General features: G+C 69.6%; 22 protein-coding genes, 1 tRNA gene and 1 riboswitch. Of the genes, 18 read left to right on the top strand and 5 right to left on the bottom strand.

The genetic code is table 11. The features are described 5' to 3' along the window. The first annotated feature begins 197 nt into the window (after window positions 1-197). Window positions 198-367, top strand: a riboswitch (cyclic di-AMP (ydaO/yuaA leader). Between the two features lie 3 nt (window positions 368-370). The 7 genes from AAC944_RS15665 (at window position 371) to AAC944_RS15635 (ending at window position 8,220) form a co-directional block, all read left to right on the top strand. After that, entirely contained in the window at window positions 371-1,057 is a 687-nt protein-coding gene (locus tag AAC944_RS15665) for a transglycosylase family protein (RefSeq protein ID WP_030617443.1), read from the top strand. 293 nt (window positions 1,058-1,350) lie between these two features. Further along, window positions 1,351-2,640 carry a phosphopyruvate hydratase gene (eno, locus tag AAC944_RS15660; RefSeq protein ID WP_030617445.1) on the top strand — a complete coding sequence of 430 codons (1,290 nt, stop codon included), beginning with the start codon at window positions 1,351-1,353 and terminating at the stop codon, window positions 2,638-2,640. A gap of 146 nt (window positions 2,641-2,786) precedes the next feature. After that, window positions 2,787-3,257, top strand: a complete 471-nt coding sequence (locus tag AAC944_RS15655) for an FtsB family cell division protein (protein ID WP_030617447.1) — start codon at window positions 2,787-2,789, stop codon at window positions 3,255-3,257. Between the two features lie 43 nt (window positions 3,258-3,300). Further along, window positions 3,301-3,873 carry a DUF501 domain-containing protein gene (locus AAC944_RS15650; RefSeq protein WP_030617450.1) on the top strand — a complete coding sequence of 191 codons (573 nt, stop codon included), beginning with the start codon at window positions 3,301-3,303 and terminating at the stop codon, window positions 3,871-3,873. Then, window positions 3,870-4,811, top strand: coding sequence for a Ppx/GppA phosphatase family protein (locus tag AAC944_RS15645; protein WP_030617453.1), 942 nt, complete (start codon window positions 3,870-3,872; stop codon window positions 4,809-4,811). The genes AAC944_RS15650 and AAC944_RS15645 overlap by 4 nt, the downstream gene beginning before the upstream one ends. Before the next feature lie 422 nt (window positions 4,812-5,233). Continuing rightward, window positions 5,234-6,628 carry an NAD(P)/FAD-dependent oxidoreductase gene (locus AAC944_RS15640; protein ID WP_030617456.1) on the top strand — a complete coding sequence of 465 codons (1,395 nt, stop codon included), beginning with the start codon at window positions 5,234-5,236 and terminating at the stop codon, window positions 6,626-6,628. Between the two features lie 278 nt (window positions 6,629-6,906). After that, window positions 6,907-8,220 (top strand): class I SAM-dependent methyltransferase, encoded by a 1,314-nt coding sequence (locus AAC944_RS15635; protein ID WP_030617458.1) that lies wholly within the window; start codon window positions 6,907-6,909, stop codon window positions 8,218-8,220. Window positions 8,221-8,294: 74 nt separating this feature from the next. Here AAC944_RS15635 and AAC944_RS15630 read toward each other — a convergent pair whose 3' ends face one another. After that, complete coding sequence (locus AAC944_RS15630; protein ID WP_030617461.1) at window positions 8,295-10,832, bottom strand: ABC transporter permease; 2,538 nt, start codon at window positions 10,830-10,832, stop codon at window positions 8,295-8,297. A gap of 66 nt (window positions 10,833-10,898) precedes the next feature. Then, window positions 10,899-11,681, bottom strand: a complete 783-nt coding sequence (locus tag AAC944_RS15625; RefSeq protein WP_030617464.1) for an ABC transporter ATP-binding protein — start codon at window positions 11,679-11,681, stop codon at window positions 10,899-10,901. A gap of 430 nt (window positions 11,682-12,111) precedes the next feature. Here AAC944_RS15625 and AAC944_RS15620 point away from each other — a divergent pair. Further along, window positions 12,112-12,193: transfer RNA gene (locus AAC944_RS15620), tRNA-Leu, on the top strand. Window positions 12,194-12,373: 180 nt separating this feature from the next. On the opposite strand, the gene AAC944_RS15615 is transcribed toward AAC944_RS15620, so the two are convergent. After that, a complete protein-coding gene (locus AAC944_RS15615) occupies window positions 12,374-12,679 on the bottom strand; it encodes a hypothetical protein (RefSeq protein WP_030617466.1) in 306 nt (101 codons plus the stop codon). A gap of 152 nt (window positions 12,680-12,831) precedes the next feature. Here AAC944_RS15615 and AAC944_RS15610 point away from each other — a divergent pair, with 152 nt between their 5' ends. The 6 genes from AAC944_RS15610 (at window position 12,832) to AAC944_RS15585 (ending at window position 22,704) form a co-directional block, all read left to right on the top strand. Further along, window positions 12,832-13,470: a hypothetical protein gene (locus AAC944_RS15610; protein ID WP_030617469.1), complete on the top strand. Its 639-nt coding sequence runs from the start codon at window positions 12,832-12,834 to the stop codon at window positions 13,468-13,470. 155 nt (window positions 13,471-13,625) lie between these two features. After that, the gene (locus tag AAC944_RS15605) at window positions 13,626-18,149 is read left to right on the top strand and encodes a DUF6531 domain-containing protein (RefSeq protein WP_078888666.1); all 4,524 of its coding nucleotides are present in this window, start codon (window positions 13,626-13,628) and stop codon (window positions 18,147-18,149) included. Next, window positions 18,149-18,556: a hypothetical protein gene (locus AAC944_RS15600; RefSeq protein ID WP_030617474.1), complete on the top strand. Its 408-nt coding sequence runs from the start codon at window positions 18,149-18,151 to the stop codon at window positions 18,554-18,556. The genes AAC944_RS15605 and AAC944_RS15600 overlap by 1 nt, the downstream gene beginning before the upstream one ends. 9 nt (window positions 18,557-18,565) lie before the next feature. Continuing rightward, window positions 18,566-19,177 carry a riboflavin biosynthesis intermediates N-glycosidase gene (ybiA, locus tag AAC944_RS15595; protein WP_078888667.1) on the top strand — a complete coding sequence of 204 codons (612 nt, stop codon included), beginning with the start codon at window positions 18,566-18,568 and terminating at the stop codon, window positions 19,175-19,177. A 354-nt stretch (window positions 19,178-19,531) separates the two neighbouring features. After that, window positions 19,532-20,086 (top strand): MarR family winged helix-turn-helix transcriptional regulator, encoded by a 555-nt coding sequence (locus AAC944_RS15590; protein ID WP_063759966.1) that lies wholly within the window; start codon window positions 19,532-19,534, stop codon window positions 20,084-20,086. Beyond that, on the top strand, window positions 20,083-22,704 hold the full coding sequence (locus AAC944_RS15585) for an MFS transporter (protein WP_030617484.1): 2,622 nt from the start codon (window positions 20,083-20,085) through the stop codon (window positions 22,702-22,704). The genes AAC944_RS15590 and AAC944_RS15585 overlap by 4 nt, the downstream gene beginning before the upstream one ends. 34 nt (window positions 22,705-22,738) lie before the next feature. On the opposite strand, the gene AAC944_RS15580 is transcribed toward AAC944_RS15585, so the two are convergent. Then, entirely contained in the window at window positions 22,739-23,191 is a 453-nt protein-coding gene (locus tag AAC944_RS15580; RefSeq protein ID WP_051871945.1) for an ATP-binding protein, read from the bottom strand. 158 nt (window positions 23,192-23,349) lie between these two features. On the opposite strand from AAC944_RS15580, the gene AAC944_RS15575 reads away from it, so the two are divergent. The 4 genes from AAC944_RS15575 (at window position 23,350) to AAC944_RS15560 (ending at window position 25,562) form a co-directional block, all read left to right on the top strand. Beyond that, window positions 23,350-24,177, top strand: coding sequence for a helix-turn-helix domain-containing protein (locus AAC944_RS15575; RefSeq protein ID WP_030617491.1), 828 nt, complete (start codon window positions 23,350-23,352; stop codon window positions 24,175-24,177). After that, window positions 24,174-24,356 carry a DUF397 domain-containing protein gene (locus AAC944_RS15570; RefSeq protein WP_030617492.1) on the top strand — a complete coding sequence of 61 codons (183 nt, stop codon included), beginning with the start codon at window positions 24,174-24,176 and terminating at the stop codon, window positions 24,354-24,356. The genes AAC944_RS15575 and AAC944_RS15570 overlap by 4 nt, the downstream gene beginning before the upstream one ends. A 1-nt stretch (window position 24,357) precedes the next feature. Beyond that, window positions 24,358-24,603, top strand: coding sequence for a DUF397 domain-containing protein (locus tag AAC944_RS15565; protein ID WP_030617497.1), 246 nt, complete (start codon window positions 24,358-24,360; stop codon window positions 24,601-24,603). Window positions 24,604-24,677: 74 nt separating this feature from the next. Beyond that, complete coding sequence (locus AAC944_RS15560) at window positions 24,678-25,562, top strand: Bax inhibitor-1/YccA family protein (RefSeq protein ID WP_030617498.1); 885 nt, start codon at window positions 24,678-24,680, stop codon at window positions 25,560-25,562. A gap of 131 nt (window positions 25,563-25,693) precedes the next feature. Here the strand turns inward: AAC944_RS15560 and AAC944_RS15555 are convergent, their stop codons facing one another. After that, entirely contained in the window at window positions 25,694-25,924 is a 231-nt protein-coding gene (locus AAC944_RS15555) for a DUF4287 domain-containing protein (protein ID WP_030617501.1), read from the bottom strand. Window positions 25,925-25,992 lie beyond the last annotated feature (68 nt).

Raw genomic sequence — 25,992 nt, 5'->3', positions numbered from 1 at the left:
TCCGGCCGCCGTGTCCGTTGTTTCCATACCGTGTTCGACCTGCGCAAACGGGCGGTTTCGAGGCTCGAAACCGGTCAACTGTCCTACGAATGGGTGGTTTGAACCGCTGAGGGGTGTGTGTTTACGTTCTTCACCGCTCGCACCAAGTGAGCCCGCCGATCATTCGCCGAATCCTGCCGGTGATCGGTCGGACAACCGTCGCGCAAGCGCCGTAGGCAGGAGCGGGGGACCCAAGGTAAGTGCCGTACCGCCGCGGAAACGCAGCGGCCGGCTTGGGGTGAAGCCGGGTGTGCGGACAGCGCATCCGGCCGGGCCACTCACAGCCCGAACCCGACAGCTCACCTCGCAGGCGTCGGTGAGGAAGAACAACATGCTCAAGGGCAAGCACCGCCGCCCCTCGAAGGCCGTCCGTGCCGTCACGCTCGCCGGTGTCGCCGGCGCGGCCGTGGCCGTCCCGCTGATGACCGCCGGTTCCGCCAACGCGGCCTCGGTCGCCACCTGGGACAAGGTCGCCCAGTGCGAGTCCGGCGGCAACTGGTCGATCAACACCGGTAACGGCTACTACGGTGGCCTGCAGTTCTCGAACTCCTCCTGGGCCGCCGCCGGCGGTACCAAGTACGCGCCGCGTGCCGACCTGGCCACCAAGGACCAGCAGATCGCCACCGCCGAGAAGCTGCTCGCCATGCAGGGCCCGGGTGCCTGGGGCTGCGCCGGTGCCGGCGGCCTGACCGCCGGTGGCCCGGCCGCGCAGGTGAACACCGGTGGCTCCGGCCAGGCCCAGCAGCAGGCTCCGCAGCAGGAGGCCCCCAAGCAGCAGGCCGCCCCGCAGCAGGAGGCGCCGAAGCAGCAGGCCGCCCCGAAGCCGCAGACGACGCAGCCCCAGGCCGCGCCGAAGCCGGCCGCCGGTCACGGCAACTACACCGTGAAGTCCGGCGACACCCTCGGCAAGATCGCCAAGGCGCACGGCGAGAACTGGAAGACCGTCTACGAGAACAACAAGTCGACCGTCGGCGGCAACCCCGACCTGATCTTCCCGGGCCAGAAGCTCGAGGTCTGATCCCGTCGGCCTGCCGGCCGCCCGTGAGACCGCCCCGCCGCGACGCGAACGCCCCCGAGCGCGTCACGGCGGGGCTTCACGTTTGCGTGAGCGGGGCCATCCGGGCGGCAGGCCGCTCAGATGCGTAGTGCCGGTTTTGCCGGATACGTCCGCGACAAAAAGTGGTTCTTACCTCCCGGATTGCGGGCCTTTGGGGCCTTTTTCGTCTCACGCACGGGGCTAGGGGCAGGCGGACGGCGCGAAGGCCGTTAGGCTCGTGCTGCAGAACTCCAGAAACCCACGAAGGAGACAACGTGCCGTCGATCGACGTCGTCGTAGCTCGCGAGATCCTCGACTCGCGAGGCAACCCCACGGTCGAGGTCGAGGTCGGCCTCGACGACGGCAGCACCGGCCGCGCGGCCGTGCCGTCGGGCGCCTCCACCGGCGCCTTCGAGGCCATCGAGCTGCGTGACGGCGACCCGAACCGTTACCTCGGCAAGGGCGTCGAGAAGGCCGTGCTGGCCGTCATCGAGCAGATCGGCCCCGAGCTGGTCGGCTACGACGCCACCGAGCAGCGCCTCATCGACCAGGCGATGTTCGACCTGGACGCCACCGACAACAAGGGCTCCCTGGGCGCCAACGCGATCCTGGGCGTCTCCCTGGCCGTCGCGCACGCCGCGTCCGAGGCCAGCGACCTGCCGCTGTTCCGCTACCTCGGCGGCCCGAACGCGCACGTGCTGCCCGTTCCGATGATGAACATCCTCAACGGTGGGTCGCACGCCGACTCCAACGTGGACATCCAGGAGTTCATGATCGCCCCGATCGGCGCGGAGTCCTTCTCCGAGGCGCTGCGCTGGGGTGCCGAGGTCTACCACACCCTCAAGAAGGTCCTGAAGAGCAAGGGCCTGGCCACCGGCCTGGGCGACGAGGGCGGCTTCGCCCCGAACCTCGGCTCCAACCGTGAGGCTCTCGACCTCATCCTGGAGGCCATCAAGGAGGCCGGTTACACCCCCGGCCAGGACATCGCGCTGGCGCTCGACGTCGCCGCCTCCGAGTTCTACAAGGACGGCGCGTACGAGTTCGAGGGCAAGTCCCGCTCGGCCGCCGAGATGACCGAGTACTACGAGGAGCTCGTCGCCTCGTACCCGCTGGTCTCCATCGAGGACCCGCTGTTCGAGGACGACTGGGACGGCTGGAAGACCATCACCGAGAAGATCGGCTCCAAGGTCCAGCTGGTCGGCGACGACCTGTTCGTGACCAACCCCGAGCGCCTGGCCCGCGGCATCGAGGAGGGCTCCGCCAACGCCCTGCTGGTCAAGGTCAACCAGATCGGTTCGCTGACCGAGACCCTGGACGCCGTCGAGCTGGCCCAGCGCAACGGCTTCAAGTGCATGATGTCGCACCGCTCCGGCGAGACCGAGGACGTCACCATCGCCGACCTGGCCGTCGCCACCAACTGCGGCCAGATCAAGACCGGCGCCCCGGCCCGCTCCGAGCGCGTCGCCAAGTACAACCAGCTGCTGCGCATCGAGGAGATCCTCGACGACGCGGCGGTCTACGCGGGCCGCAGCGCGTTCCCGCGGTTCCGCTCTGCTGACCAGTAAGCACAGCAAGGGCTGAGCCCCGCGCCTGAGGGCTGAGCGGCCCGAAGGTCCCGGCGGCCTGAAGGCCTCGGCTTCCGTACGTCCCCGGCAGCGGTCCCGTACCGTTGCCGGGGACGTATGTACGAGGCGAGGCAGGGGAGGTCACATTGTCCGGTGAACGGTTCTCGACCGCGACCCGGCTCAAGGCGCTCGGCGAGCAAGCCGCCGCCCGGGTCTACCGTGCCCGCTCCCCGCGGCGCAGCCGGCTCACCGGCCGCGCCGCGCTGCTCGCGCTCGTACTGTGCTCGCTGGTCGTGGCCCTCGCGTACCCGATAAGGGCCTACGTCTCCCAGCGCTCGGACATCGCCGAGCAGCGCCGCGAGGCCGAGACGGCCCGGGAGGCGGTGCAGCGGCTCCGCCAGGAGAAGGCGCGCTGGCAGGACCCGGCGTACGTACGCCAGCAGGCCCGCCGCCACCTGCACTACGTCCTGCCCGGCGAGACCGGCTACACCGTCGTGGACGGCACCGGCGCCGGCCGGCCGCGCGCCGCCACGGGCGCGGTGCAGCGCCCGTGGTACGAAGCCATCTGGTCCGGCCTGGACTCCGCCGACGCGCGAGGGCGTGCCGCCGGGGGATGATGGGGCGGCCGACCGTACAACCCTGACGACAAGAGAAGCCTGCATGGACACGCCGCCTCCCCAGACCGAGCCCACCGAGCCCACCGACGCGGACGTCGCGGCGTTCCGGGAGCAGCTGGGCCGCCCGCCGCGCGGCCTGCGCGCCATCGCGCACCGCTGCCCCTGCGGCAACCCGGACGTCGTCGAGACGGCCCCGCGCCTGGAGGACGGCACGCCCTTCCCCACGCTGTACTACCTCACCTGCCCGCGCGCGGCCTCCGCGATCGGCACGCTCGAGGCGAACGGCGTGATGAAGGAGATGACCGAGCGGCTGGCCACCGACCCCGAGCTGGCCGCCGCCTACCGCGCGGCGCACGAGGACTACATCCGCCGCCGGGACGCCATCGAGGAGCTGACGGGCTTCCCGAGCGCGGGCGGCATGCCGGACCGCGTGAAGTGCCTGCACGTGCTGGTCGGTCACTCGCTGGCGGCAGGGCCCGGCGTGAACCCGCTGGGCGACGAGGCCATCGCCATGCTGCCCGAGTGGTGGAAGAAGGGGCCGTGCGTGCGCCCCTGCCAGGACACCGGCACGACCACGGACACCACGGACACCACGGACAAGGGAGCCTCCGAGTGAAGCGCGTCGCCGCCATCGACTGCGGTACGAACTCCATCCGTCTGCTCGTCGCGGACCTCGACCCGGAGACCGGCGAACTGAAGGACCTGGACCGCCGGATGCAGATCGTCCGGCTCGGCCAGGGCGTGGACCGTACCGGCCGGCTGGCGCCGGAGGCGCTGGAGCGGACCTTCGCGGCCTGCCGGGAGTACGCCGCGGTGATCGAGGAGCTGGGCGCGGAGCGGGTGCGCTTCGTGGCGACCTCGGCCTCCCGTGACGCGGAGAACCGGGACGACTTCGTCCGCGGCGTGGCGGACATCCTGGGCGTCGAGCCCGAGGTGATCACCGGTGACCAGGAGGCGGAGTTCTCCTTCACGGGCGCGACGAAGGAGCTGACGGGCCGCGCCGACTTGGAGAAGCCGTACCTGGTCGTCGACATCGGCGGCGGCTCCACGGAGTTCGTGCTCGGGTCGGACTCCGTCCGCGCGGCGCGCTCCGTCGACATCGGCTGTGTCCGGATGACCGAGCGGCACCTCGTCCACGACGGCGAGGTCGTCGACCCGCCCGGGGAGGGGCAGATCGCCGCCATAAGGGCGGACGTCGCGGCGGCGCTGGACCAGGCCGCCGAGGCCGTGCCGCTGGCCGAGGCGCACACGCTGGTCGGACTCGCGGGGACGGTGACGACGATCGCCGGGATCGCGCTGCGCCTGGACGCGTACGACTCGGCCGCCATCCATCACTCGCGGATCCCGCTGGGGAAGGTCCGGGAGATCACCGAGCAGCTGCTCGGCTCCACGCACGACGAGCGTGCGGCGATTCCGGTCATGCATCCGGGCCGGGTGGACGTGATCGCCGCGGGTGCCCTCGTACTGCTTTCGATCATGGAGCGTACGGGCGCTCAGGAGGTCGTCGTCTCGGAGCACGACATCCTGGACGGGATCGCCTGGAGCATCGCCTGAGAGGCCCGCTGAGCGGGTTCTGAGGGGGCTTGAAACGGGCCTCGGAGCGTGCGGAGGACGCGTTCCGGGGCCCCTTCGCGTCGTGTCGGCGAAAAAGTTCGTGAAACTCTTCACATGAAAAAAGCGCCCGATGGGGCAACAAGTCGCCCGCCACTCGCCCCTTCGGGGCTCACATGTGGCCGCGCACCGGGGAATGTGCGGTTTCGGCGGGCTTAAAGACTCGCTTATGCGGTGCGTGGTCCAGCCTCACGAAGGGGCTCCAGCCCTGATGAGGAGGGGTGTGCAACGCTCGGCCGGGCACCGTGGTTCCCCCGCGGAGCTATGGCGTCGATCACGAAGGCGCGGAGTGTAGCAGACCCCTGTCCGGTGCTTGTGAAGGCCCTCACGAGCCACCCCCCAAGTGGGGGTGGATACTCGATGACATGAGCACCACGGAGCGTCCCAGGATCCTCGTAGTAGGCGGTGGGTACGTAGGCCTGTACGCGGCACGCCGCATCCTCAAGAAGATGCGGTACGGCGAGGCGACCGTCACGGTCGTCGACCCGCGCTCGTACATGACGTACCAGCCCTTCCTCCCCGAGACCGCCGCCGGCAGCATCTCGCCGCGCAACGTCGTCGTCCCGCTGCGACGCGCTGTGCCGGGCGCCGAGATTCTCACCGGCCGCGTCACCACCATCGACCAGGACCGCAAGGTCGCCACGGTCGCCCCGCTCGTGGGCGAGGCGTACGAGCTGCCCTTCGACTACCTGGTCATCGCCATGGGCGCGGTCTCCCGCACCTTCCCGACCCCCGGCCTGGCCGAGCAGGGCATCGGCATGAAGGGCGTCGAGGAGGCCATCGGCCTGCGCAACCACGTGCTCGAGCAGCTCGACAAGGCCGAGTCGACGACCGACGAGGAGATCCGCCGCAAGGCGCTCACCTTCGTCTTCGTCGGCGGTGGCTTCGCGGGCGCCGAGACCATCGGCGAGGTCGAGGACCTGGCGCGCGACGCGGCCAAGTTCTACAAGAACGTGAAGCGCGAGGACATGCGCTTCGTGCTCGTCGACGCCGCGGACAAGGTGCTGCCGGAGGTCGGTCCCGAGCTCGGCAAGTACGGCAAGGAGCACCTGGAGTCCCGCGGGGTCGAGGTCTACCTGAAGACCACCATGCCGTCCTGCGTCGACGGTCACGTGGTGCTCAGCAACGGCCTCGAGGTCGACGCCAACACGATCGTCTGGACGGCCGGCGTCAAGCCGAACCCGGCGCTCGCGCGCTTCGGGCTCCCGCTCGGCCCGCGCGGTCACGTCGACACGGCCGCCACCCTCCAGGTGCAGGGCACCGACTACATCTGGGCCGCGGGCGACAACGCCCAGGTCCCGGACCTGGTCGGCCGCGCCAACGGCAACGAGAACGCCTGGTGCCCGCCGAACGCCCAGCACGCGATGCGCCAGGCCAAGGTGCTCGGCGACAACGTGGTCTCCGGTATGCGGGGCTTCCCGCAGAAGGAGTACAAGCACGCCAACAAGGGTGCGGTGGCCGGTCTCGGCCTGCACAAGGGCGTCGCGATGATCGTCATGGGCAAGATGAAGATCAAGCTCAAGGGCCGTCTCGCCTGGTACATGCACCGCGGCTACCACGGTCTGGCGATGCCGACCTGGAACCGCAAGGTCCGGGTGATCGCCGAGTGGACGATCAACGTGTTCCAGAAGCGCGACATCACCTCGCTCGGCGCGATGGAGAACCCCCGCGAGGAGTTCTACGAGGCCGCCAAGCCGGCCCCGAAGCCGGCTGCCGCCGAGGACAAGAAGGACGACAAGACGGCCGCCAAGGCCGGCTGACCGCGTTCCTCCTGACGCCGGGTCGGGAACGCAGCAGCACACGCCGAAGGGCGCCTGCCATCCGTGGGGCAGGCGCCCTTCGGCGTGTCCGCATACCGGTGCGCACGCCGGTGCGTACAGCGTTCCCCGGGCGCCGCTCCTTCGGCGTATTCACAATGGCGCCGGTACCGGGCTTTGCTGTTCCCTTACGAACGAACGGGACTACCCGGGCCCCATCAGGCGTTTACGTGGTGGGTGAAACTATCTCGCCCCGACTCGTCGATACGGAGGTGTGCGACATGGCCGACGCCGCTGGACGGCTCACCAAGCTCGCTGAGGAGGTACTGGGCGCCCCGCTCCCGGTACGCATCCGGGCCTGGGACCGCAGCGAGTCCGGTCCCCCGGGAGCCCCGGTCCTCGTCTTCCGCAACCGACGCGCCCTGCGCCACCTGCTCTTCAAGCCCGGCGAACTGGGCCTGGCCCGCGCCTGGGTGGCCGGTGACCTCGATGTCGACGGCGACCTCTACACCGCGCTGGACGGCCTCGCCGAGATGATCTGGGAGCGCGGCCCCGAGGAGCAGGGCAAGCCGCAGCGCGCCGCCGTCCTGCGCGCCCTCGCCCGCCCCGAGATCCGCAGCGCGGCCCGTGAACTGCTCTCGCTCGCCGGTGCCCCGCTGCCGCCCCGGCCGCCCGCCGAAGAGGCCCCCAAAACCCACGGCCCGCTGCACACCCTGCGCCGTGACAAGCAGGCCATCAGCCACCACTACGACGTCGGCAACGACTTCTACGAGCTGGTCCTCGGCCCCTCCATGGTCTACTCCTGCGCCTACTGGGAGAAGCCGGACGCGACCCTGGAGGAGGCGCAGCGCGACAAGCTCGACCTCATCTGCCGCAAGCTGGACCTCAAGGAGGGCGAGCGGCTGCTGGACGTGGGCTGCGGCTGGGGCTCGATGGTGCTGCACGCTGCCCAGCACTACGGCGTGAGCGCGGTCGGCGTCACCCTCTCCGAGGAACAGGCCGCGTACGCCCGCAAGCGCGTCGCCGAGGCCGGGCTCACGGACCGCATCGAGATCCGGGTGCAGGACTACCGCCTGGTCAAGGACGGCCCGTACGACGCGATCTCCTCCATCGGCATGGCCGAGCACGTCGGCCGGGCCCGGTACGCCGAGTACGCCGCCGACCTGTACGGCCTCCTCGAGCCGGGCGGCCGGCTGCTCAACCACCAGATCGCCCGCCGCCCGCTCGCCGACGAGGACAGCTACCACGTCGACGAGTTCATCGACCGCTACGTCTTCCCCGACGGCGAGCTCGCCCCGGTCGGGCAGACTGTCGGGGCGCTGGAGGACGCCGGCTTCGAGGTGCGCGACGTGGAGGCCATCCGCGAGCACTACGCGCTGACGCTGCGCCAGTGGGTGGCCAACCTGGAGCGCCACTGGGACCGCGCCGTACGCCTGACGACGCCGGGCCGGGCCCGCGTCTGGCGGCTCTACATGGCCGCCTCGGCGCTGTCCTTCGAGCGCAACCGCATCGGCGTCAACCAGGTCCTCGCGGTCCGTACGCCGGAGAGCGGGGCCTCCGGCATGCCGCTGCGGGCCCGGGAGTGGCGCGGCTGAGACGCCCGGACAGCAGCACGACGGGAGCCCCGGTCCACCGGACCGGGGCTCCCGTCGTGCTCAGGCGCGCGGGCTCACTCCGCCTTGATCGCGGCCAGCATGTTCAGCCGGGCGGCGCGGCGGGCCGGCCAGAGCGCGGCCAGTACGCCGACCAGCGCGGCCATCGCCAGGAAGAGCCCCATCCGGCCCCAGGGCAGCACCATCTCGTACGTGCCCAGGCTGTCCGCGACGAGCTTGCCGCCGGCCCAGCCGAAGAAGACGCCGAGGCCGATGCCCAGCACCCCGCCGAAGAGCGAGATGACCAGGGACTCCAGGCGGACCATCCGCTTGATGCCGCGCCGGTCCAGGCCGATCGCGCGCAGCATGCCGATCTCCTGGGAGCGTTCGAACACCGACATCGCGAGGGTGTTGACCACGCCGAGCACCGCGACGATCACCGCCATGGCGAGCAGGCCGTACAGGACGTTCAGCATCAGGTTGATCTGCTGGGCGATGCCGTCGGAGACGTCCTGCTTGTCCTGCACCGCGACGGCCGGGTTGTTCCCGAGCGTCCTGGCCAGCGCGTCCTGGGTGGCCTCGGACGGGCCGCCCGCCGTCTTGACCAGGACCTGCCTGTCGGTCGCCGCGTTCTGGTGCGGGGCGAGCGTCGCCATGTCGAGCATGATCCCGCGGATCACGTCGGTGCCCTCGTAGACCCCGGCGACCGTGAGCCGGCCGCGCTCGCCGTCCTCGTACGTCGTGGTGAACGTCGAGCCGGTGTGCCAGCCGTGCTCCTTCGCCGTGTCGCTGTCGACGACGGCCTTGCCGCCGCCGAACCCGGCGAGGGAGCCTTCCTCGAAGTCCAGCTGGGTCAGCTCGCCGATGGCCTTGCCGTTGACGCCGGTGAGGGAAGCGAAGTCGCCGTCGATGCGGACGGGGGCGTCGCGCAGCGGGCTGGACGCCGTGACCTTCGGGTCGTCGGCGAGCTCGGCGGCCACGTCGGGGGAGAGCGGGCCGTGGTTGACCATGCTGACGACGTAGTCCGCCTTCAGCGAGTCGGTGGCCATCTTGTCGATGCCCTTCTGGACGCTGCCCGCGATCACGGTCAGGCCGGTGATCAGGGTGAGGCCGATCATCAGCGCGGAGGCCGTGGTGGCGGTGCGGCGCGGGTTGCGTACCGCGTTCTGCCGGGCCAGCTTGCCGGAGATGCCGAAGGCGCGCAGGACCGGGGCTGCCGCGGCGATCAGCGGGCGGGACAGCAGCGGCGTCAGGATGAAGACGCCGATCAGCAGCAGCGCGGCGCCGCCGCCCATGGGAGCCTTGCCGCTCTCGCCCATGCCGGTGGCCACGACGACGAGGGCCGCGCCGGCCGCGGCGACGAGCGTGCCGATGGTGTTCCGCAGCACCAGGGACTTGGTGGTGGCGGTGGCGTGCACGCTGTTCATGGCGGCCACCGGCGGGATCTTCGCGGCGCGGCGGCCGGGCAGCCAGGCGGCCAGCATGGTCACGAAGATGCCGACGACGAGGGACACCAGGACGGTGCCGGGGGAGACGACCAGCGGGCCGTCGGGCATGCTCTCGCCGGTGGCGCCCATCAGGGAGCGCAGCGCGGCACCGATGCCGACACCGGCGGCGAGGCCCGCGACCGCGGCGACCGTGCCGACCAGGAACGCCTCGATGAGGACCGAGCGGGTCACCTGGCGGCGGCTCGCGCCGACCGCGCGCAGCAGCGCCAGTTCCTTGGTGCGCTGGGCGACCAGCATGGTGAAGGTGTTGGCGATGAGGAAGATGCCGACGAAGAGCGCGATCCCGGCGAAGACCAGCATGCCGGTCTTCATGGAGCTCATGCTGTCGGCGATCATCTTCGCCTGGTCGTCGGCGAGTTCCTTGCCGGTCGTGGTCCTGGCGGTGTGCGCGGGGAGGATGGCGTCGATGCGGTCCTTCAGCTGCGCCTGGGACGTGCCGGGCGCGGCCTTCACGTAGATCTGGTCGAACTGGCCGGGCGCGGCGTACAGCTTCTGCGCGGTGGCGGTGTCGAAGAGGGTGAGGCTGCCACCGGCCGCGGCGTTGCCGTCGTCGGTGGTGAAGATGCCGGTGAGCTTCTCCTTGCGGACGGGGCCGTCGACGGAGAGCCGTACGGTGTCGCCGACATGGAAGCCGGCCCGGTCGGCGGTCTTCGCGTCCAGCGCGATCTCGCCCGCCTTCCGCGGCGCCAGGCCGTCGCGCATCGGGTAGCGGCTGTCCTGGCCGTCCTTGCCCGGGTAGTAGTTGCGGCCCTGGCTGCTGAAGCCGTTGCCGAGGAGCTTGCCGTCCTTGCCGGCGACGGCGGCGAAGCCGGTGACGTCACCGGTGGCGCGCGCGGCGCCGGGCACGGCGGCGGCCTTGTCCAGGAGGTCCTGGCTCAGCCGGTCGGCCGTGCCGGGCTTGTCGGCGGGGCCGGGGGCCCGGTCGGGCTCGACGGCGACGTCGACGTCGTCGAAGCCCTTCTGCGAGGAGTGCTGGAAGGCGTCGGAGACGGTCGAGGTGAAGACCAGGGTGCCGGAGACGAAGGCGACGCCGAGCAGCACGGCGAGCGCGGTCATCAGCAACCGGGCCTTGTGCGCGAGGACGTTGCGCAAGGCGGTACGGAACATGAGTGGGTCAGTCCTGAAGGTGAGGTCCGGAGGGCGGGGCGGCTGGGCGGGACACGTACGCGCTGATCAGCTCGTACGGCCCTTGGCGTCGAAGCCCTTCATGCGCTCCAGCACCTTCTCGGCGGTAGGGGCGGTCATGTCGTCGACTATCCGGCCGTCGGCCAGGAAGACCACGCGGTCCGCGTACGAGGCGGCCACCGGGTCGTGGGTGACCATCACCACGGTCTGGCCGAGCTCACGCACGGAGTTCCGCAGGAAGCCCAGGACCTCGGCGCCGGAGCGCGAGTCGAGATTGCCGGTGGGCTCGTCCGCGAAGATGATCTCGGGCTTGGAGGCCAGCGCGCGGGCCACCGCCACGCGCTGCTGCTGGCCGCCGGAGAGCTCGCTCGGGCGGTGCTTGAGCCGCCCGGAGAGGCCGACGGTCTCCACGACCCGGTCCAGCCACTGCTTGTCGGGCTTGCGGCCCGCGATGTCCATCGGCAGCGTGATGTTCTCCAGCGCGCTGAGCGTGGGCAGCAGGTTGAACGCCTGGAAGATGAAGCCGATCTTGTCCCGGCGGAGCTGGGTGAGCTTCTTGTCCTTCAGGCCGGTCAGCTCGGTGTCGCCGATCCGCGCCGAACCGCGGGAGACGGTGTCCAGGCCGGCCATGCAGTGCATCAGCGTGGACTTGCCGGAGCCCGAGGGGCCCATGATCGCGGTGAACTCGGCCTGCCGGAACTCGACGCTCACGCCGTCCAGGGCGACCACCTGGGTCTCGCCCTGTCCGTAGACCTTGGTGAGATCCGTGGCGCGAGCGGCCACCGCGGTGGCGCGGGTGGCGGTGGGAACGCCGGAGTGGGTGGTGGTCACGGGTTGGTGCTCCTGTCGGGACGTAGGGGCCGTGTGAACGGTCGGATTCCATCGTCCGGGAGCGGATCGTGCCGGGCGTCAGCCCGTGCTCCGGTCTCTCAGGGGGCCTGCGGTCGGACCCGGGAAGCCGTGGGTCCTCCTTGGGGATGAGGGCGACCCTGAGTCGCTGACGTGGCGGCGGGGGAACGGGAAGACTGCGGTACGCGGGGTGGAGGACAGCGAGTTTCCGTCAATCCGGGGGGAGCCGTGCCGGTGGTGCGTGAGCGGGGCGGTTCGGCCCTGGGCATGTGCCGAAGGCGAGTACCACGTGCTGATGCGCCCTCAGTTGCCAATAAAATAAGACAACCTCAGGCCATCCCGCCGCTGTTCGAGTGGTGTCGCGGGCTAGGCTCGTGGTGCCGTCTTCGTGGCGGCGTGGGGGGGTTTTCGGGCCCGGATGGTGGAATGCAGACACGGCGAGCTTAAACCTCGCTGGCCTTCGGGCCGTGCCGGTTCAAGTCCGGCTCCGGGCACTATCAACTTCTTAGTTGTCGCGCGTGGGGCGCAGGGAACGGTGCCCGTCCAGCGGTGCAATCAATGCGCCGTGAAAAAGGGCACATCACCGGCACGGAGGAACAGCCTGCCTCGTCCTGGTCGCGGACGGAGCGCCCGGTCTCCTCTCCCGAAGCGCGTCCGCGTCGGATTCGGGAAGATCACCCCTTGGTCCCTTTCTCCAGTTGCTTCGCGAGGTCCAGGTCGGCCTTGATCGCTTCGCGGTACACCGTGTCGGCCATGTCCGCCAGTCCGGACAGCTGCTTGTCGATGTCGCCGCGCCCGTCCTCCCAGTTCGACTCGAAGCTCTCCATCTTCTCCACGACGCCGTCGTCGCCGATGTCGTCCGCGTAGTTCTCGAACATCTTCTTGGTGCCGTTCATCCGGCCCTTGATGGACCGCAGCCGGCTCCCGAAGCCTTCGAGCTCGCTCAGCGGTATCGCCAGCCGCCCCTCGTCACCGCTCACCCGGAACCTCCCCTGTAGCAACGCCATCACCAGGTCACGTGAGCAGCCAGCGTATGCGCATGCACCCACCACCCCACCACCGCGGTCCAGCCCGGCCGTAAGGTGGGCGACCGCCCCGGCGACAAGATCGGGCCAGGGGAGGGGAGTGAACGGTGAGCCGTACAAGCGAAGCACAGACCGTCGAGCGCAGCGGATTTCATATCAAGGTGCCGAAGTCGTGGTGGGAGTTCGACATCCGACCCGCCTCGCGTGACGACAACATCCGCCAGCTGGTCAACGAACGCGTACGGCAGTACCCGGAGTTGGCCGGGCATCGAGACGCCTTCACCTCGTTCCTCCAGAAGGCCGCCCGCGACGCCTGGCAGTCCGGCGCGTTGTACTGCGGCTGCATGGCGCAGTCCTTCGGCGGCGAGGCGCCCGTCACCGCTTCGGTGACCGTGTCGGTCATCGGCGCTCAGACCGACGACGGCGAGATCCTGCCCACCGATCCCCAGCTCATCGCCCAGCAGATCAGCCCCCGGCAGGCGAAACGCGACGGCGATGCCTGGCGCGAGGTCACGACCGTCGAGATCCCGCAGGTGGGCACCGTGGCGCGGACCTACGGGATCGAGGACATCGCCGTCCCCGGTGACGAGCGCACCGTACGGGCGGTGCTGATGCAGACCTTCATCCCCGTCCCCGACCAGCACGGCACGGTGGCACTGGTGTCCGGCAGCAGCCAGGTGCTGGACCTGGCGGACTCGTTCTTCGACATGTTCGACGCCATCACCTCCACCTTCCGCTTCACGTGACCACTCCGCCGCGCCCCCAGCCGTCCCGCGCCGCGCTGACCAGCTTGTCTGCGCATGGATCGGCGTACCGCCCGTCACCCGTGTCAGTGCCGGGCGTTAGGGTTGCCCCTCAAGATCACGTTGACTGACGTTGAGTGTGTTACGGGGGCGTTGACGTGGGCCATCGGCCGACGGACTGGCATGTGCTGGACCTGGAGGGAGACCCGACGCCCGGTGATCCGGAGCGGGTGCGCAACCTCGCCCGCGAGCTGCACGAGTTCGCCGAGGACGTCGGTACCGCGCTGCGGCAGATCACCGACATGGCGTCGGAGGACGCGGTCCTGAAGTGGTCCGGCCGCTCCGCGAAGAAGTTCAAGGAGGAGTTCGACGGCGTCCCGGGGAACCTGAGGAAACTCAGGACCTCCTACGACATGGCGGGCGATGCCCTCGCCGCCTACTGGCCGAAGCTCGAACGTGCCCAGTCCCTGGCCGACCGCGCCCTGAAGAAGGGCCGCGAGGCCCGCTCCGACCTGACCGCCGCCCAGGGGCGGCTGGACTCCGCCACCGACTGGGTCAAGACCGCCACCGCCAAGACCGACGCCTACGACAAGGCCAAGGGCCCGGAGGCCCCGGACGAGTCCAAGGTGCGTGCCGCGACCCGCAACGCCCAGCAGGCCAACTCCGCCCGTGGTGACGCCCAGGGCGCGGTCGACACCGCACAGTCGGCCCTGGACGCTGCGAAGGCGATGGCTGCCGAGGCCAAGGAGCTGCGCGAGGAGGCCGCCCGGGTCTGCAAGGACGCATTGGACGAAGCCTCCGACGCCGGCATCCAGAACCGCCACTGGTGGGAGGAGGCCGTCAACTTTGTCACCGACAACTGGGACGCGATCGTCTCCGTCTGCAAGGTCGTCGTCACCGTCGTCGGCATCGTCGCCATGGTCATCGGTGGCCCGATCCTCGCCGCCATCGTGGTCGTCGCGGCACTGGTCGTGCTCGCCGACACCCTCATGAAATACAAGAGCGGCAAATGCAGTCTCTTCGACGTCGGCCTGGCCGCTCTGGACTGCATTCCCGGCGCCAAGGGAATCACCACTCTCGCCGGAGCGGCCAAAGGCCTCAAGGCCGCGGCGAAAGGCCTGCGCGCCGGCGGGCTGCGCAGCGCCCTGCGCTCGGGCAAGGACCTGCTGAAAAAGGCCAAGCCGACCAAGGCCCGCTGCAAGAACGGTGACCCGATCGACATGGTCTCCGGCGAAATGCTGATGGAGCAGACCGACGTCGTACTGCCGGGCGTGCTGACCCTCGTTCTGCGGCGCACTCACCTTTCCACATACCGCTGGGGACGCTGTTTCGGCGAATCCTGGGCCTCCACGCTCGACCAGCGCCTGGAATTCGACTCCGAAGGCGTCGTGTTCGCCACCGAGGACGGGATGCTCCTGGCCTACCCCGTCCCTGAGGCCGGCCGGCCCGTCATGCCCGTGGCAGGTCCGCGCTGGCCGCTGGAATGGGAGGGAACGGCCAACGGCTCGATCACGATCTCCGATCCGCGCTCCGGCCTCACCCGCCGCTTCGCGCCGCCCCCGGAGATACCCGGAAGGGCGGACCGCGCCGATGCTCCGGAGCAGGTGACGCTGTTCCTCCGGTCGATCGCCGACCGGAACGGTAATGAGATCACCTTCGAGTACGACGACGCCGGCATGCCGGCCGCGCTCCGGCACACCGGCGGCTACCACATCGCCGTCGACACCGCCGACGACCGGATCACCGGCCTGCGCCTGCTGAATCCGGACGACGGATCCGACGGCACTCGGTTGCTGCGTTACGCCTACGACAACGACGGCAACCTCGATGAGATCTACAACTCCTCCGGCCGGCCGCTCCAGCTCACCTACGACGAGCACGCGCGCATCACGTCCTGGACCGACCGAATCGGCGCCTGGTACCGGTTCACCTATGACGCCGACGATCGCGTCGTGCGAGGTGAGGGAGCCGGCTCCACCCTGAACTGCGCGGTGATGTACGACACCGAGAACAACACCACGCGATACGTGGATTCTCTGGGCCAGGTGACCACCTACGAGTACAACGACCGGCTGCAGCTCGTGGCGGAGACCGATCCACTCGGGCACGTCGTGCGGCGGGAATGGGACGAGTACGACCGGCTGCTGTCGCAGACCGATCCCCTCGGCAACACGACCAGCCACGCCTACGATGCGGCCGGCAACATCACGCGCGTCACCCGCGCCGACGGCAGCATCACCGAGGCCACCTACAACGGCCTCCATCAGCTCACGCGCGCCGTCGCCCCCGGCGGTGCGGTCTGGGAGCACGCCTACGACGACCGCGGCAACCGCACCTCGGTGACCGCCCCGGACGGTGCGATCACCCGCTTCACCCACCACCCCACCGGAGCGGTGGCCACCGCCACGGACTCCCTTGGGCACACCACCGAGGTGTGCTGCAACGCGGCCGGCCTGCCGCTGGAAGTCACGGACCCGCTGGGCGCGGCGACCCGCAACGAGCGGGACGTCTTCGGCAGGCCTGTCACCATCACGGACCCGCTGGGTGCGACCACACACCTGGAGTGGACGGTCGAGGGCAAGCTGGCGCGGCGCACGGCGGCCGACGGCACGACGGAGTCCTGGTCGTACGACGGCGAGGGAAACTGCACCTCGTACACGAACCAATTGGGTGCGACCTCGACATACGAATACACGCACTTCGACCTGCTCGCGGCCCGCACGGGGCCGGACGGCGTCCGCTACGCATTCGAACACGACACCGAACTACAGCTCCGCAGAGTCACCGACCCACAGGGACTGACCTGGAGTTACGACTACGACCCGGCGGGCCGCCTGACGGCGGAGACGGACTTCGACGACCGCACGCTGACATACGCCCACGACGCGGCCGGCCGGCTGGTGAGGCATACGACGGCGGCGGGCGACGAGATCCGCTTCGAGCGAGACGTCCTCGGCCGCACGGTGACGAAGGACGCGGCGGGTGCGCTCACGCGGTACATGTATGACGCGTCGGGCGGCCTGGCGGAGGCGGTGGGCCCGGACGCGACGCTGACCCTGGAGCGGGACGCGGCGGGCCGGGTGACGGCGGAAACGGTCAACGGCCGCAGACTGACCTACACCTACGACGAACTGGGACGCCGTACAGGCCGTACGACACCGTCGGGCGCGACGAGCACTTGGACGTACGATGCGGCAGGCAACCGCACAAAGCTGGTGGCCTCGGGGCGGACACTGGCATTCACCCACGACGAGGCGGGCCGGGAACTGACCCGCGCGGTCGGTGAGGTCCTGGCACTGACCCAGGCGTACGACGCCGTGGGCCGCCTGTCGGAACAGGAACTGACAGGCCCGGACAACACCCGCATCCGGCATCGCGCATACACCTACCGCGCGGACGGCAACCTCACCGCCATCGAGGACCACCTCGACCACACCCGCCGCTTCGACCTCGACGTGACAGGCCGCGTCACAGCTGTCCACGCAGCAGGCTGGGCGGAAACCTACGCCTACGACGAGGCAGGCAACCAGACAGACGCCTCCTGGCCGGCCCGCATGCCGGGCCAAGAGGCAACAGGCACCCGCACCTACACCGGCACCCGCATCACCACCGCAGGCAACGTCCGCTACGAACACGACGCAGCAGGCCGTATCACCCAGCGCCAGAAGACCCGTCTGTCCCGCAAGCCGGACACATGGCGCTACGAATGGGACGCGGAAAGCCGGCTCGTCTCGGTGGTGACACCCGACGGCACCCACTGGCGATACCTCTATGACCCCTTGGGACGGCGCATCGCGAAAAAGCGGTTGGCTGCGGACGCCCCCGAGGAAGTCGCGGAGCAGATCGACTTCGCCTGGGACGGCGCCACCCTCTGCGAGCAGACAACGAGCATGGCGGCAGCCCCGCATACGGTGACGCTCACGTGGGACCACGACGGGCTTCGGCCGCTCACCCAGACCGAGCGCAAAACCTCCTGGGACACCCCTGCGGCCGATGCTTCGCAGCAAGAAGTCGACGAGCGCTTCTACACCATCGTCAGCGATCTGGTCGGTACGCCGACGGAACTGTTCGACGAACACGGCCGCAGCGCGTGGCGCGCACGTACCACCCTTTGGGGCACCACCGTCTGGAAGCGTGGTGCCACCGCCTACACCCCACTCCGCTTCCCTGGGCAGTACTTCGATCCGGAGACGGGACTCCATGACAACTGCTTCCGTACCTACGACCCGGAAACCGCCCGGTACCTCACTCCGGACCCACTGGGGCTCGCCCCTTCACCCAACCCGGTCACCTATGTCACGAACCCGCATATCTGGAGCGATCCGCTCGGGCTTTCGCCCTGCACGGATGAACTCCTGGACCGGATGGATGAGAACACCTACTTCCACTACACTGACCGCGGCGGTTTCGACGCAATCACGAGTGGCGAAGGTGCTCGGTTCGTGGCGAACCGGCAGGGTAAGTTGTTCGCCACGCAGGACATGCTCAGCCCTGCCGAGGTGGAGCAGAACATCTTCATCGGGAACCCCGCTTATCAAGGAAAAGGCGACTACTTGATCGCCTTCCGGAAGCCCGAGGGAGCGGAATTTGTCCCGGGCGAGCAGCCCAACGAGTTCATCCATCGAGGCGGATTGAAAGTCCCAGAAGACGCCATCCTCTACCGCGGAAGAAATCCCTTTTAGTGTTTAATGTCGATCTGAGAGACAGCGGCTCGGCCGAAGCCCTCCTTCGGGCATCGGTGCTCTTCAAATTCGAGGCCCCCGAGGAAGCTGATCCGTTCGTCGGCAGCCCCCGGTTCGCCGAGGCTCTCACGTCATTGCTCGAGTCGATCGTCCAGGGTTACGTCGAGGCGGGACAGCAGGGGAAAGCAGACGCCTGGCGTGCCACGTACCGGCTCTCGGCCCGGAGTGACCGCTGGCGGTATGTGGCGGAGTACGCCACACGGCACCCCGGTTGGTCGTCACTCCGCGACGAGGAGCGCGCGAACTGGGTCGCTACGGTAGCGGCGCCCTATTGGCTGGACGACGGCGAGAACGCTCGGATGTCGGAGCAGATCGATGCCCTGATCAGAGCTCGCGGCGCCGAGTGAGAGCACCGCATGGACAGCGCAGCGTCGAACGGAAGGGCCAGGGAGACATCTCCTGGTCACTCGGGGAAGATCGCCGCGCTGCTGCAGAGGCAGCAGCGCGGCGAACGGGTCAAGTACCTGTTCTTCTGGGGGCATCGTCCCACCAGGGGTGGTGAGATCGACGCCAGTTGCCTCAGTCAATGGTGGCCGAGTCGCTTTGTTGTCGACGGAATCTCCTACCCCACCGCCGAGCATTACATGATGGCCGAGAAGGCACGCCTTTTCGGCGACGAGGCCGGCGTTGCCAAGATCCTGAGTTCGCGACATCCCGGTGAGGCCAAAGCGCTCGGCCGACAGGTTGCCGGCTTCGACGAGGATGTGTGGTGTGCTGCCCGCTACGGCATCGTGGTTCGTGCCGGGGTCGCCAAGTTCGAACAGAATCCGCGGCTACGCGAATTCCTGCTCGGCACCTTGAATCGCGTACTGGTGGAAGCGAGCCCCTTGGACCGCGTCTGGGGTATCGGACTCACCGCCGACGACGAGCGCGCCCAGGATCCGGCGCAGTGGCGGGGACTCAATCTCCTGGGCTTCGCTCTCATGGATGCCCGAGCCGCACTGGAGTCGACGCGCCCTCCGCAATAGCGCTGTCGGCCGCCGCCGGTGACTCCGGGTGTGCCACCTGCTGAGGCGGCGAGCTTCCCGCCGAGGCGGCTCCCGACCGCTGACGGCCACAGCGTGACGTACGTCACGCCATTGGTCGCCCGGTCGCGCATATATGCCGCCGTTTTGTCCTCCGTTTGCCTGCCCGTGACTCTCGGCGGGGGCTTTCCCGGGGATTCCTTTGGAGGTTCTGGAGAAAAGGAAAACCCCGTCCCGGTTTCCTGGTGAGCGGGCCCGGTTGAGCGGTCGGCGGCGCGCTCCGGTCGACTTGCTGAATACAAGCAACATCGGTGAGACTCCATTGGTAGCTACAAGCAACTGACAGGGGGAGGGGCGATGGGCGACGCCGTCCATGCCCGGGAGGAAGCCGACGCCACGGAGGCCGCCGCAGCGCGGCTGGACGCGGCGGCGGCCGGACTCGGCTCGGAGATCGTGCGTTTCGGACGGCTCGTCACCGCGTGGCGGCGGAGTGCCAAGACGGACGCCGGCGCCGCGGACCGCGTACTGCTCGCCAAGCTGGTGAACCACGGGGACCGGCGGGCCACCGACCTGGCCGCCGACGCGCTGCTCGACCTCTCGACCGTGAGCCGGCAGGTGCGCTCGCTGGTGGAACGGGGACTCGTCGAGCGCTACCCGGACCCGGAGGACCGCAGGGGCACGCTGCTGCGCGCCACCGGCGCCGGGCACGTGGCCTTCGAGGAGTACCGGCGGCAGCGCGACAGCAAGCTGGCCGCGGTACTGGAGCCGTGGCCCGAGGAGGACCGCGCGCACCTGGTCCGGCTGATGGGCCGCCTCAACGACGACCTGGAAGAGGCGCGGCACGCCCCTTCCCCGCATTCTTCCCCGGAAAGCCGGGACACCGCCGTGAAGGAGAAAGACGCAGCAGCGTGAGCACCACGACATCCCCCGACATAGCCGGGGCGGCGCCGAAAGCCGGGGCAGGAGTCCTCAGTCACCGGCAGATCCTGACCATTCTCAGCGGCCTGATGCTGGGCATGTTCCTGGCCGCGCTCGACCAGACCATCGTCAGCACCTCCATCCGGACCATCGCCGACGATCTGCACGGCCTCAGCCAGCAGGCCTGGGCGACCACCGCCTACCTGATCACCTCGACGATCGCCACACCGCTGTACGGCAAGCTCTCCGACCTGCACGGGCGGAAGCCGTACTACCTGGCGGCGATCAGCATCTTCGTCGTGGGCTCGGTGCTGTGCACCTTCTCCACCTCGATGACCGAACTGGCCGTCTTCCGTGCGGTACAGGGTCTCGGCGCCGGTGGCCTGATGTCGCTGGCCCTGGCGATCATCGGTGACATCGTTCCGCCGCGCGAGCGCGCCCGGTACCAGGGCTACATGCTCGGTACGTTCGCCACCTCCAGCGTGGCCGGACCGCTCATCGGCGGCGCGCTGGCCGGCCAGGCCACCCTGCTGGGCATCACCGGCTGGCGCTGGGTCTTCCTGGTCAACGTGCCGGTCGGCATCATTGCGCTCTTCGTGGTCGCCAAGGTGCTGAACATCCCGCACACCCGCCGCGACCGGCGCATCGACTGGTGGGGCGCGCTCACCATCGCCATCGGCGTGGTCCCGCTGCTGCTCGTCGCCGAACAGGGCCGCGAGTGGGGCTGGGGCTCGGCCACCTCCGTCACCTGCTACGTCATCGGCGCGCTGGGCATCATCGCCTGGATCTTCGTCGAGCGGCGGATCGGCGACGACGCGCTGATCCCGATGCGGCTCTTCCGCAACGGCACCTTCAGCAAGACCAGCCTGCTGTCCGTGTTCATCGGCATGGGCATGTTCGGCGGGATGATGATGATCCCGCAGTACCTCCAGATCGTGAAGGGCTCCAGCCCCACGAAGTCCGGCCTGGAGATGCTGCCGCTGATGGCGGGCATGATGATCGCCTCCATCGTCACCGGCCAGATCACCTCCAAGACCGGCAAGTACAAGATCTTCCCGATCATCGGCACGGCCCTGATGGTGGCGGCGCTGCTGCTCTTCCACTTCCGGGTCCAGTGGGACACCCCGCTGTGGCAGACCATGGTCTACATGGTCGTCTTCGGCCTGGGCCTCGGCTCCTGCATGCAGACCCTCGTCCTCGCGGTGCAGAACGCGGTGCCGCCGGGCGACATGGGCGTGGCGACCGCCTCGTCCACCTTCTTCCGGCAGATGGGCGCCACCGCCGGTACCGCGATCTTCCTCTCGCTGCTGTTCAGCACGGTCGGGGACAAGATCGGCTCGGCGTTCCGGGACGCGGCCGCCACGGACCGGTTCCAGGCGGCCCTGCACGACCCGTCGGTACTGCACGACCCCGCCAGCAAGCCGGTGCTGGACATGCTCCAGAACAAGGGCGGCGGCTCGTCCTCGGTCCTGAACGACTCCTCCTTCATCCAGCAGCTGGACCCGCGGCTGGCCGAGCCCTTCCAGCGCGGCTTCACCGACTCGATGCACGGCGTGTTCCTGCTGGGCGCGATCATCATCGCGGTGGCGTTCGTGCTGGTCCTCTTCGTCAAGGAGGTGCCGCTGCGCCAGGTCTCCGGCCTCCAGGCACGCGCCTCGGAGGAGGCGGGCGGTACGGACGGCGCCGACGCGGCCGCCGGTACCGGAACGACCGCCGTCGCGGAAGCCGGTACCGATGCGGCTGCCGCCGCGGACCCCGCGGCCCCCGCAGCCGCTACGGCGACCGTGCCCGAAGCGGCGCCGCCGGCGGCCGGTACCGCGCTCCCGGCCTCCGCCGAAGCCCTCACGGGCCCCGGCATCGGCGGACAGGTGCGGGACGGCCAGGGCGACCCGCTGGCCGGCGCCGCGGTGACCCTGATCGACATCGGCGGCCGCCAGCTCGGCCACGCCCGTACCGCGCGGGACGGCAGCTACGCCCTCGCCGCGCCGGGAGCCGGGACATACGTGCTCATCGCGTCCTCCGGCACGCGCCAGCCGCAGGCGGCGACCGTGGTGGTCGGGGACGAGCCGGTCCAGTACGACCTGGCCCTGAAGGGCGCGGCCGGGCTGACCGGCCAGGTACGCGACAGCCAGGGCGTGGCTCCGGTACCGGGCGCGCTGGTCGTGGCCACGGACCTGCGCGGCGACGTGGTGGCCTCGGCCGTGGCCGGTGAGGACGGCGGCTTCGTCTTCGGCGACCTGGTCCCGGGCAGCTACACGCTGGCCGTCAGTGCGGCGGGGCACCGCCCGGCGGCGCTCCAGGCCGAGGTCGGTTCCGGCGAGGCCAACCGGTACGAGGCGCGGCTCGCGCCGTGCGCCCGGATCTGCGGCACCGTACGGACGCGGAAGGGCGACCCGCTCGCCGACGCCCGGGTGACCCTGCTGGACCCGGCGGGCAACACGGTGGGCTCCGTCATCACCGGTGACGACGGCGCGTACGCCTTCACCGACCTCGACGGCGGCCAGTACACCGTGATCGCCAGCGGATACGCACCGGCCGTCGCGTCGCTGCGGCTGGAGGACGGCGGCCGTACCGGCTTCGACATCGACCTGGCGCACGACACGGTGGCCTGACGCACGACCGGCACGACGACCGGCCCGGCACGCCTCACACGGGGCGTGCCGGGCCGTGTTCGTCGGTACCCGCGCACGGTGGCAGGTCGAACTCCGCCCACACCGTCTTGCAGGGCGCCGGCCCGTACACGGTCCCCCACCGGTCCGCGAGCGCGTCGACGAGCACCAGCCCGCGCCCTGACTCCCCTCGTCCCGGCGGCTGCCGGACCGGGGCCCGCTCCCCGCGCGCATCGGTCACCTCGATACGGAGCGTGCCCGGCCCCGCGGCGACGCGGAGCCGGAAGTCCCGCCCCGGCACGCGCCCGTGCGAGGCCGCGTTCGCGGCGAGTTCGGCGATGACGTGCTCGGCGGCGTCGAGCAGCGTAGGGAGGCCCCAGGCCCGGATGTGCTCGGCCGCCAGCAGCCGCGCGAGCCGCGCACCGCGCCGGGTGGCCGACAGCTGCACGCGGAAGAGGCGGAAGAAGCGGGCGTCGATTTCCTCATTCACGTCACTCAGCGTGACGGCGTGTGCGTACTCTGAACAGAGGCACCGCGTGTACGCACGGTTACTGTCCCGGCCTGCCCAGGAAGTGTCCGGTCCGTACAGCGTGACGGTCGGCATGTGCGCGCCGTTGATGAGGGGCGCGCGCTGTGGAGGGGGCGGGAATGGACTGGGAACCGGACCTGGAGGACGACTCCGGGGCGGCACTGGAAGTCGTCGGACATCAGCTGAAGGCCTGGCGCGAGGCGGCCGGTCTGCGCACGGCCGAGTTCGGGGAGGCGATCGGGTACAGCGAGAACCTCGTCTACAAGGTCGAGGCGGGCAAGCGCATCCCCAGAGCGGAGTACCTGGACCGCGCGGACGAGGTGCTGGGTGCGCACGGCAAGATCGCCTCGATGAAGCGGGACGTGGAACAGGCCCGCTACCCGAAGAAGGTCCGCGATCTGGCGAAGCTGGAGGCGCAGGCGGTCGAGCTGTGCGCGTACAACAACTCGGTGATCCACGGACTCCTGCAGACGGAGGGGTACGCGCGGGCAGTGTTCGGTGGTCGAAGGCCCCCCTTCGCCGACGAGGAACTGGAGCGGCGGTTGACGGCCCGCATGGCCCGCCAGGGGATCTTCGACGGCGCCACCGCCCGCCCCGTCTTCAGTTTCGTGCAGTGCGAGTCGACGCTGCGCCGCCCTATCGGGGGCAGAATGGTGATGCGTGAGCAGCTCGAACGTCTGTTGGAGCTTGGACGGTTGCGGAATGTGGATCTCCAGGTGCTGCCTCTGAAATGTGAGGAGAACTCCGGACTAGGCGGTTCCTTCCTGTTGCTCAGGCTCAACGACGGCACCTCGGTCGGGCACACGGAGGTGCAGCTCACCAGCCGTGTGATTGCCGACCCCAAAGAGGCTCAGATCCTCGGCGTCCGGTACGGGGCCATCCGGGCGCAGGCGCTCACGCCCCAAGAATCGCTGGCCTTCATCGAGAAAGCGCGGGGAGAGACGTGACGCTCAAGTCGGAGTGGATAAAGAGCAGCTACAGCACGGATGACGGGCCCGACTGCGTCGAGGTCGCGACGGACCCCGACGCGGTCCGTGTGCGGGATTCCAAGGATGTGCGGGGCCCGCAGCTGACCTTCGCGTGCGGGGCGTGGAGCGCATTTGTCACGTACGTATCGGAGACCTGATGTGATCGACGAGCTGACCTGGATGAAGAGCAGCTACAGCAGTAGCAGCAACGGCGAGGACTGCGTCGAAGTCGCGTGGACAAAGAGCAGCTACAGCGACAGCAGTAACGGCAACGACTGTGTAGAGGTCGCGGCCGCCCCCGGCGGGGTGCACGTGCGTGATTCCAAGGCGCCGGAGGCGTCCCTCGCGTTCACGGAACGTGCATGGGTGGACTTCCTGGGGTACGCGTCCAAAGATCCTGCCTGAGGAGTAGGGACGTGGCTTTGCCAAGCCATTACCCTTGAGGCCAAGGCCGCGCAGGGCGGCCATGGAGGAGTGAGATGAGGAGCAGCAACCCGGTCTTCTCGCGACGGGGGTTCAGCCGAAACGGCTACGCCGGCTTCAATGCGCCGCCGCAGGCCGGGGGCGCCGCCAACCCTTACGCGGGGAACAACCCGTACGCCGGACAGGCCCCCTACGCGGACGCGAATCCGTACGCGGGCGGTAACCCGTACGCCCAGGGCCAGCAGGATGTGACGCAGGCCCCGCCGTACGTCCCGCAGACCCGCCCGATGACCATGGACGACGTCGTCGTCCGTACGGCCCTCACGCTCGGCACCGTCGTCGCCGGCGCCACCGTGGCGTGGGTCCTGGACCTGTCCATGGGCCTGGCCATCGGCGCCGCGCTGATCGCGATGGTGCTCGGCCTGGTCCAGTCGTTCAAGCGCAAGGCGTCGCCGCCCCTGATCCTGGCGTACGCCGCCTTCGAGGGCCTCTTCCTCGGCGCGATCAGCAACGCGATCAACCAGTGGGTGGCCCCCGGCGCGCCCATGCAGGCGGTGCTGGGCACCATGGCGGTCTTCGTCGTGATGCTCGTCGCCTACAAGACCCGCCTCGTGCGGGTCAACGCGCGGTTCACCCGCTTCGTGATCATCGCCGCCATGGGCTTCCTGCTGCTGCAGGTCGTCAACCTGCTGTTCATGGCGTTCGGCGGCGGTGACGGCCTCGGCTTCCGCAGCGGCGGCCTGGGCGTCGTCTTCGGCATCGTCGGCGTGCTGCTCGGCGCGCTCTTCCTCGCCCTGGACTTCAAGCAGGTCGAGGACGGCATCGCCTACGGCGCGCCGCGTGAGGAGTCCTGGCTCGCGGCCTTCGGCCTCACCATGACCCTGGTGTGGATCTACCTGGAGATGCTGCGCCTGGTCGCCATCCTCAACGGCGACGATTAGCGCCTGCCGGGTCCGGGCGCCGTGCGGTGCCCGGACGCGGCGAAGGGCCCGTGGGAGGTACGCCTCCCGCGGGCCCTTCGGGTTTCCGGCGCGGTCCGGTCACGGGACCGGGCCGGGCACGGGAACGTCCGCTAGAACAACTTCCGGGCCGCGCGCCGCAGGTCGTACTCGTGCACGATCGCCTTGGCGTGTCCGTAGGCGAGGTTGTGCGCGCCCCGGAGCCAGCTGACCTTCTCCTCGAAGCGGAAGAGTGCGGGGCCTTCCTCGACCGTGCGAAGCCATTCGGAGACTTCGCGGCCGGTGCAGTGGGGAATACGGGAGAGCAGGTTCCGGTGGGTCTCTTCGGAGAAGACTTGGGACATCGGCGCCTCCGCACGCGTTCGATGCTGGTCCTTCAGCACACCGTGCCTGAGCGTTCCGGCGTTGGCAA

This window comes from Streptomyces sclerotialus, from assembly GCF_040907265.1.
GTDB classification, from domain to species: Bacteria; Actinomycetota; Actinomycetes; order Streptomycetales; family Streptomycetaceae; genus Streptomyces; species Streptomyces sclerotialus.
Note: the sequence above shows the minus strand (reverse complement) of the source record. Positions and strands in the feature narration are given on the sequence as shown.

Bases quoted from the DNA above. Each gene is read 5' to 3' on its own strand.
- AAC944_RS15665 (WP_030617443.1), top strand. From the start codon at position 371: ATGCTCAAGGGCAAGCACCGCCGCCCCTCGAAGGCCGTCCGTGCCGTC.
- AAC944_RS15650 (WP_030617450.1), top strand. From the start codon at position 3,301: ATGGACACGCCGCCTCCCCAGACCGAGCCCACCGAGCCCACCGACGCG.
- AAC944_RS15640 (WP_030617456.1), top strand. From the start codon at position 5,234: ATGAGCACCACGGAGCGTCCCAGGATCCTCGTAGTAGGCGGTGGGTAC.
- AAC944_RS15635 (WP_030617458.1), top strand. From the start codon at position 6,907: ATGGCCGACGCCGCTGGACGGCTCACCAAGCTCGCTGAGGAGGTACTG.
- AAC944_RS15630 (WP_030617461.1), bottom strand. From the start codon at position 10,832: ATGTTCCGTACCGCCTTGCGCAACGTCCTCGCGCACAAGGCCCGGTTG.
- ybiA (WP_078888667.1), top strand. From the start codon at position 18,566: ATGGACAGCGCAGCGTCGAACGGAAGGGCCAGGGAGACATCTCCTGGT.
- AAC944_RS15590 (WP_063759966.1), top strand. From the start codon at position 19,532: ATGGGCGACGCCGTCCATGCCCGGGAGGAAGCCGACGCCACGGAGGCC.
- AAC944_RS15575 (WP_030617491.1), top strand. From the start codon at position 23,350: ATGGACTGGGAACCGGACCTGGAGGACGACTCCGGGGCGGCACTGGAA.
- AAC944_RS15560 (WP_030617498.1), top strand. From the start codon at position 24,678: ATGAGGAGCAGCAACCCGGTCTTCTCGCGACGGGGGTTCAGCCGAAAC.
- AAC944_RS15555 (WP_030617501.1), bottom strand. From the start codon at position 25,924: ATGTCCCAAGTCTTCTCCGAAGAGACCCACCGGAACCTGCTCTCCCGT.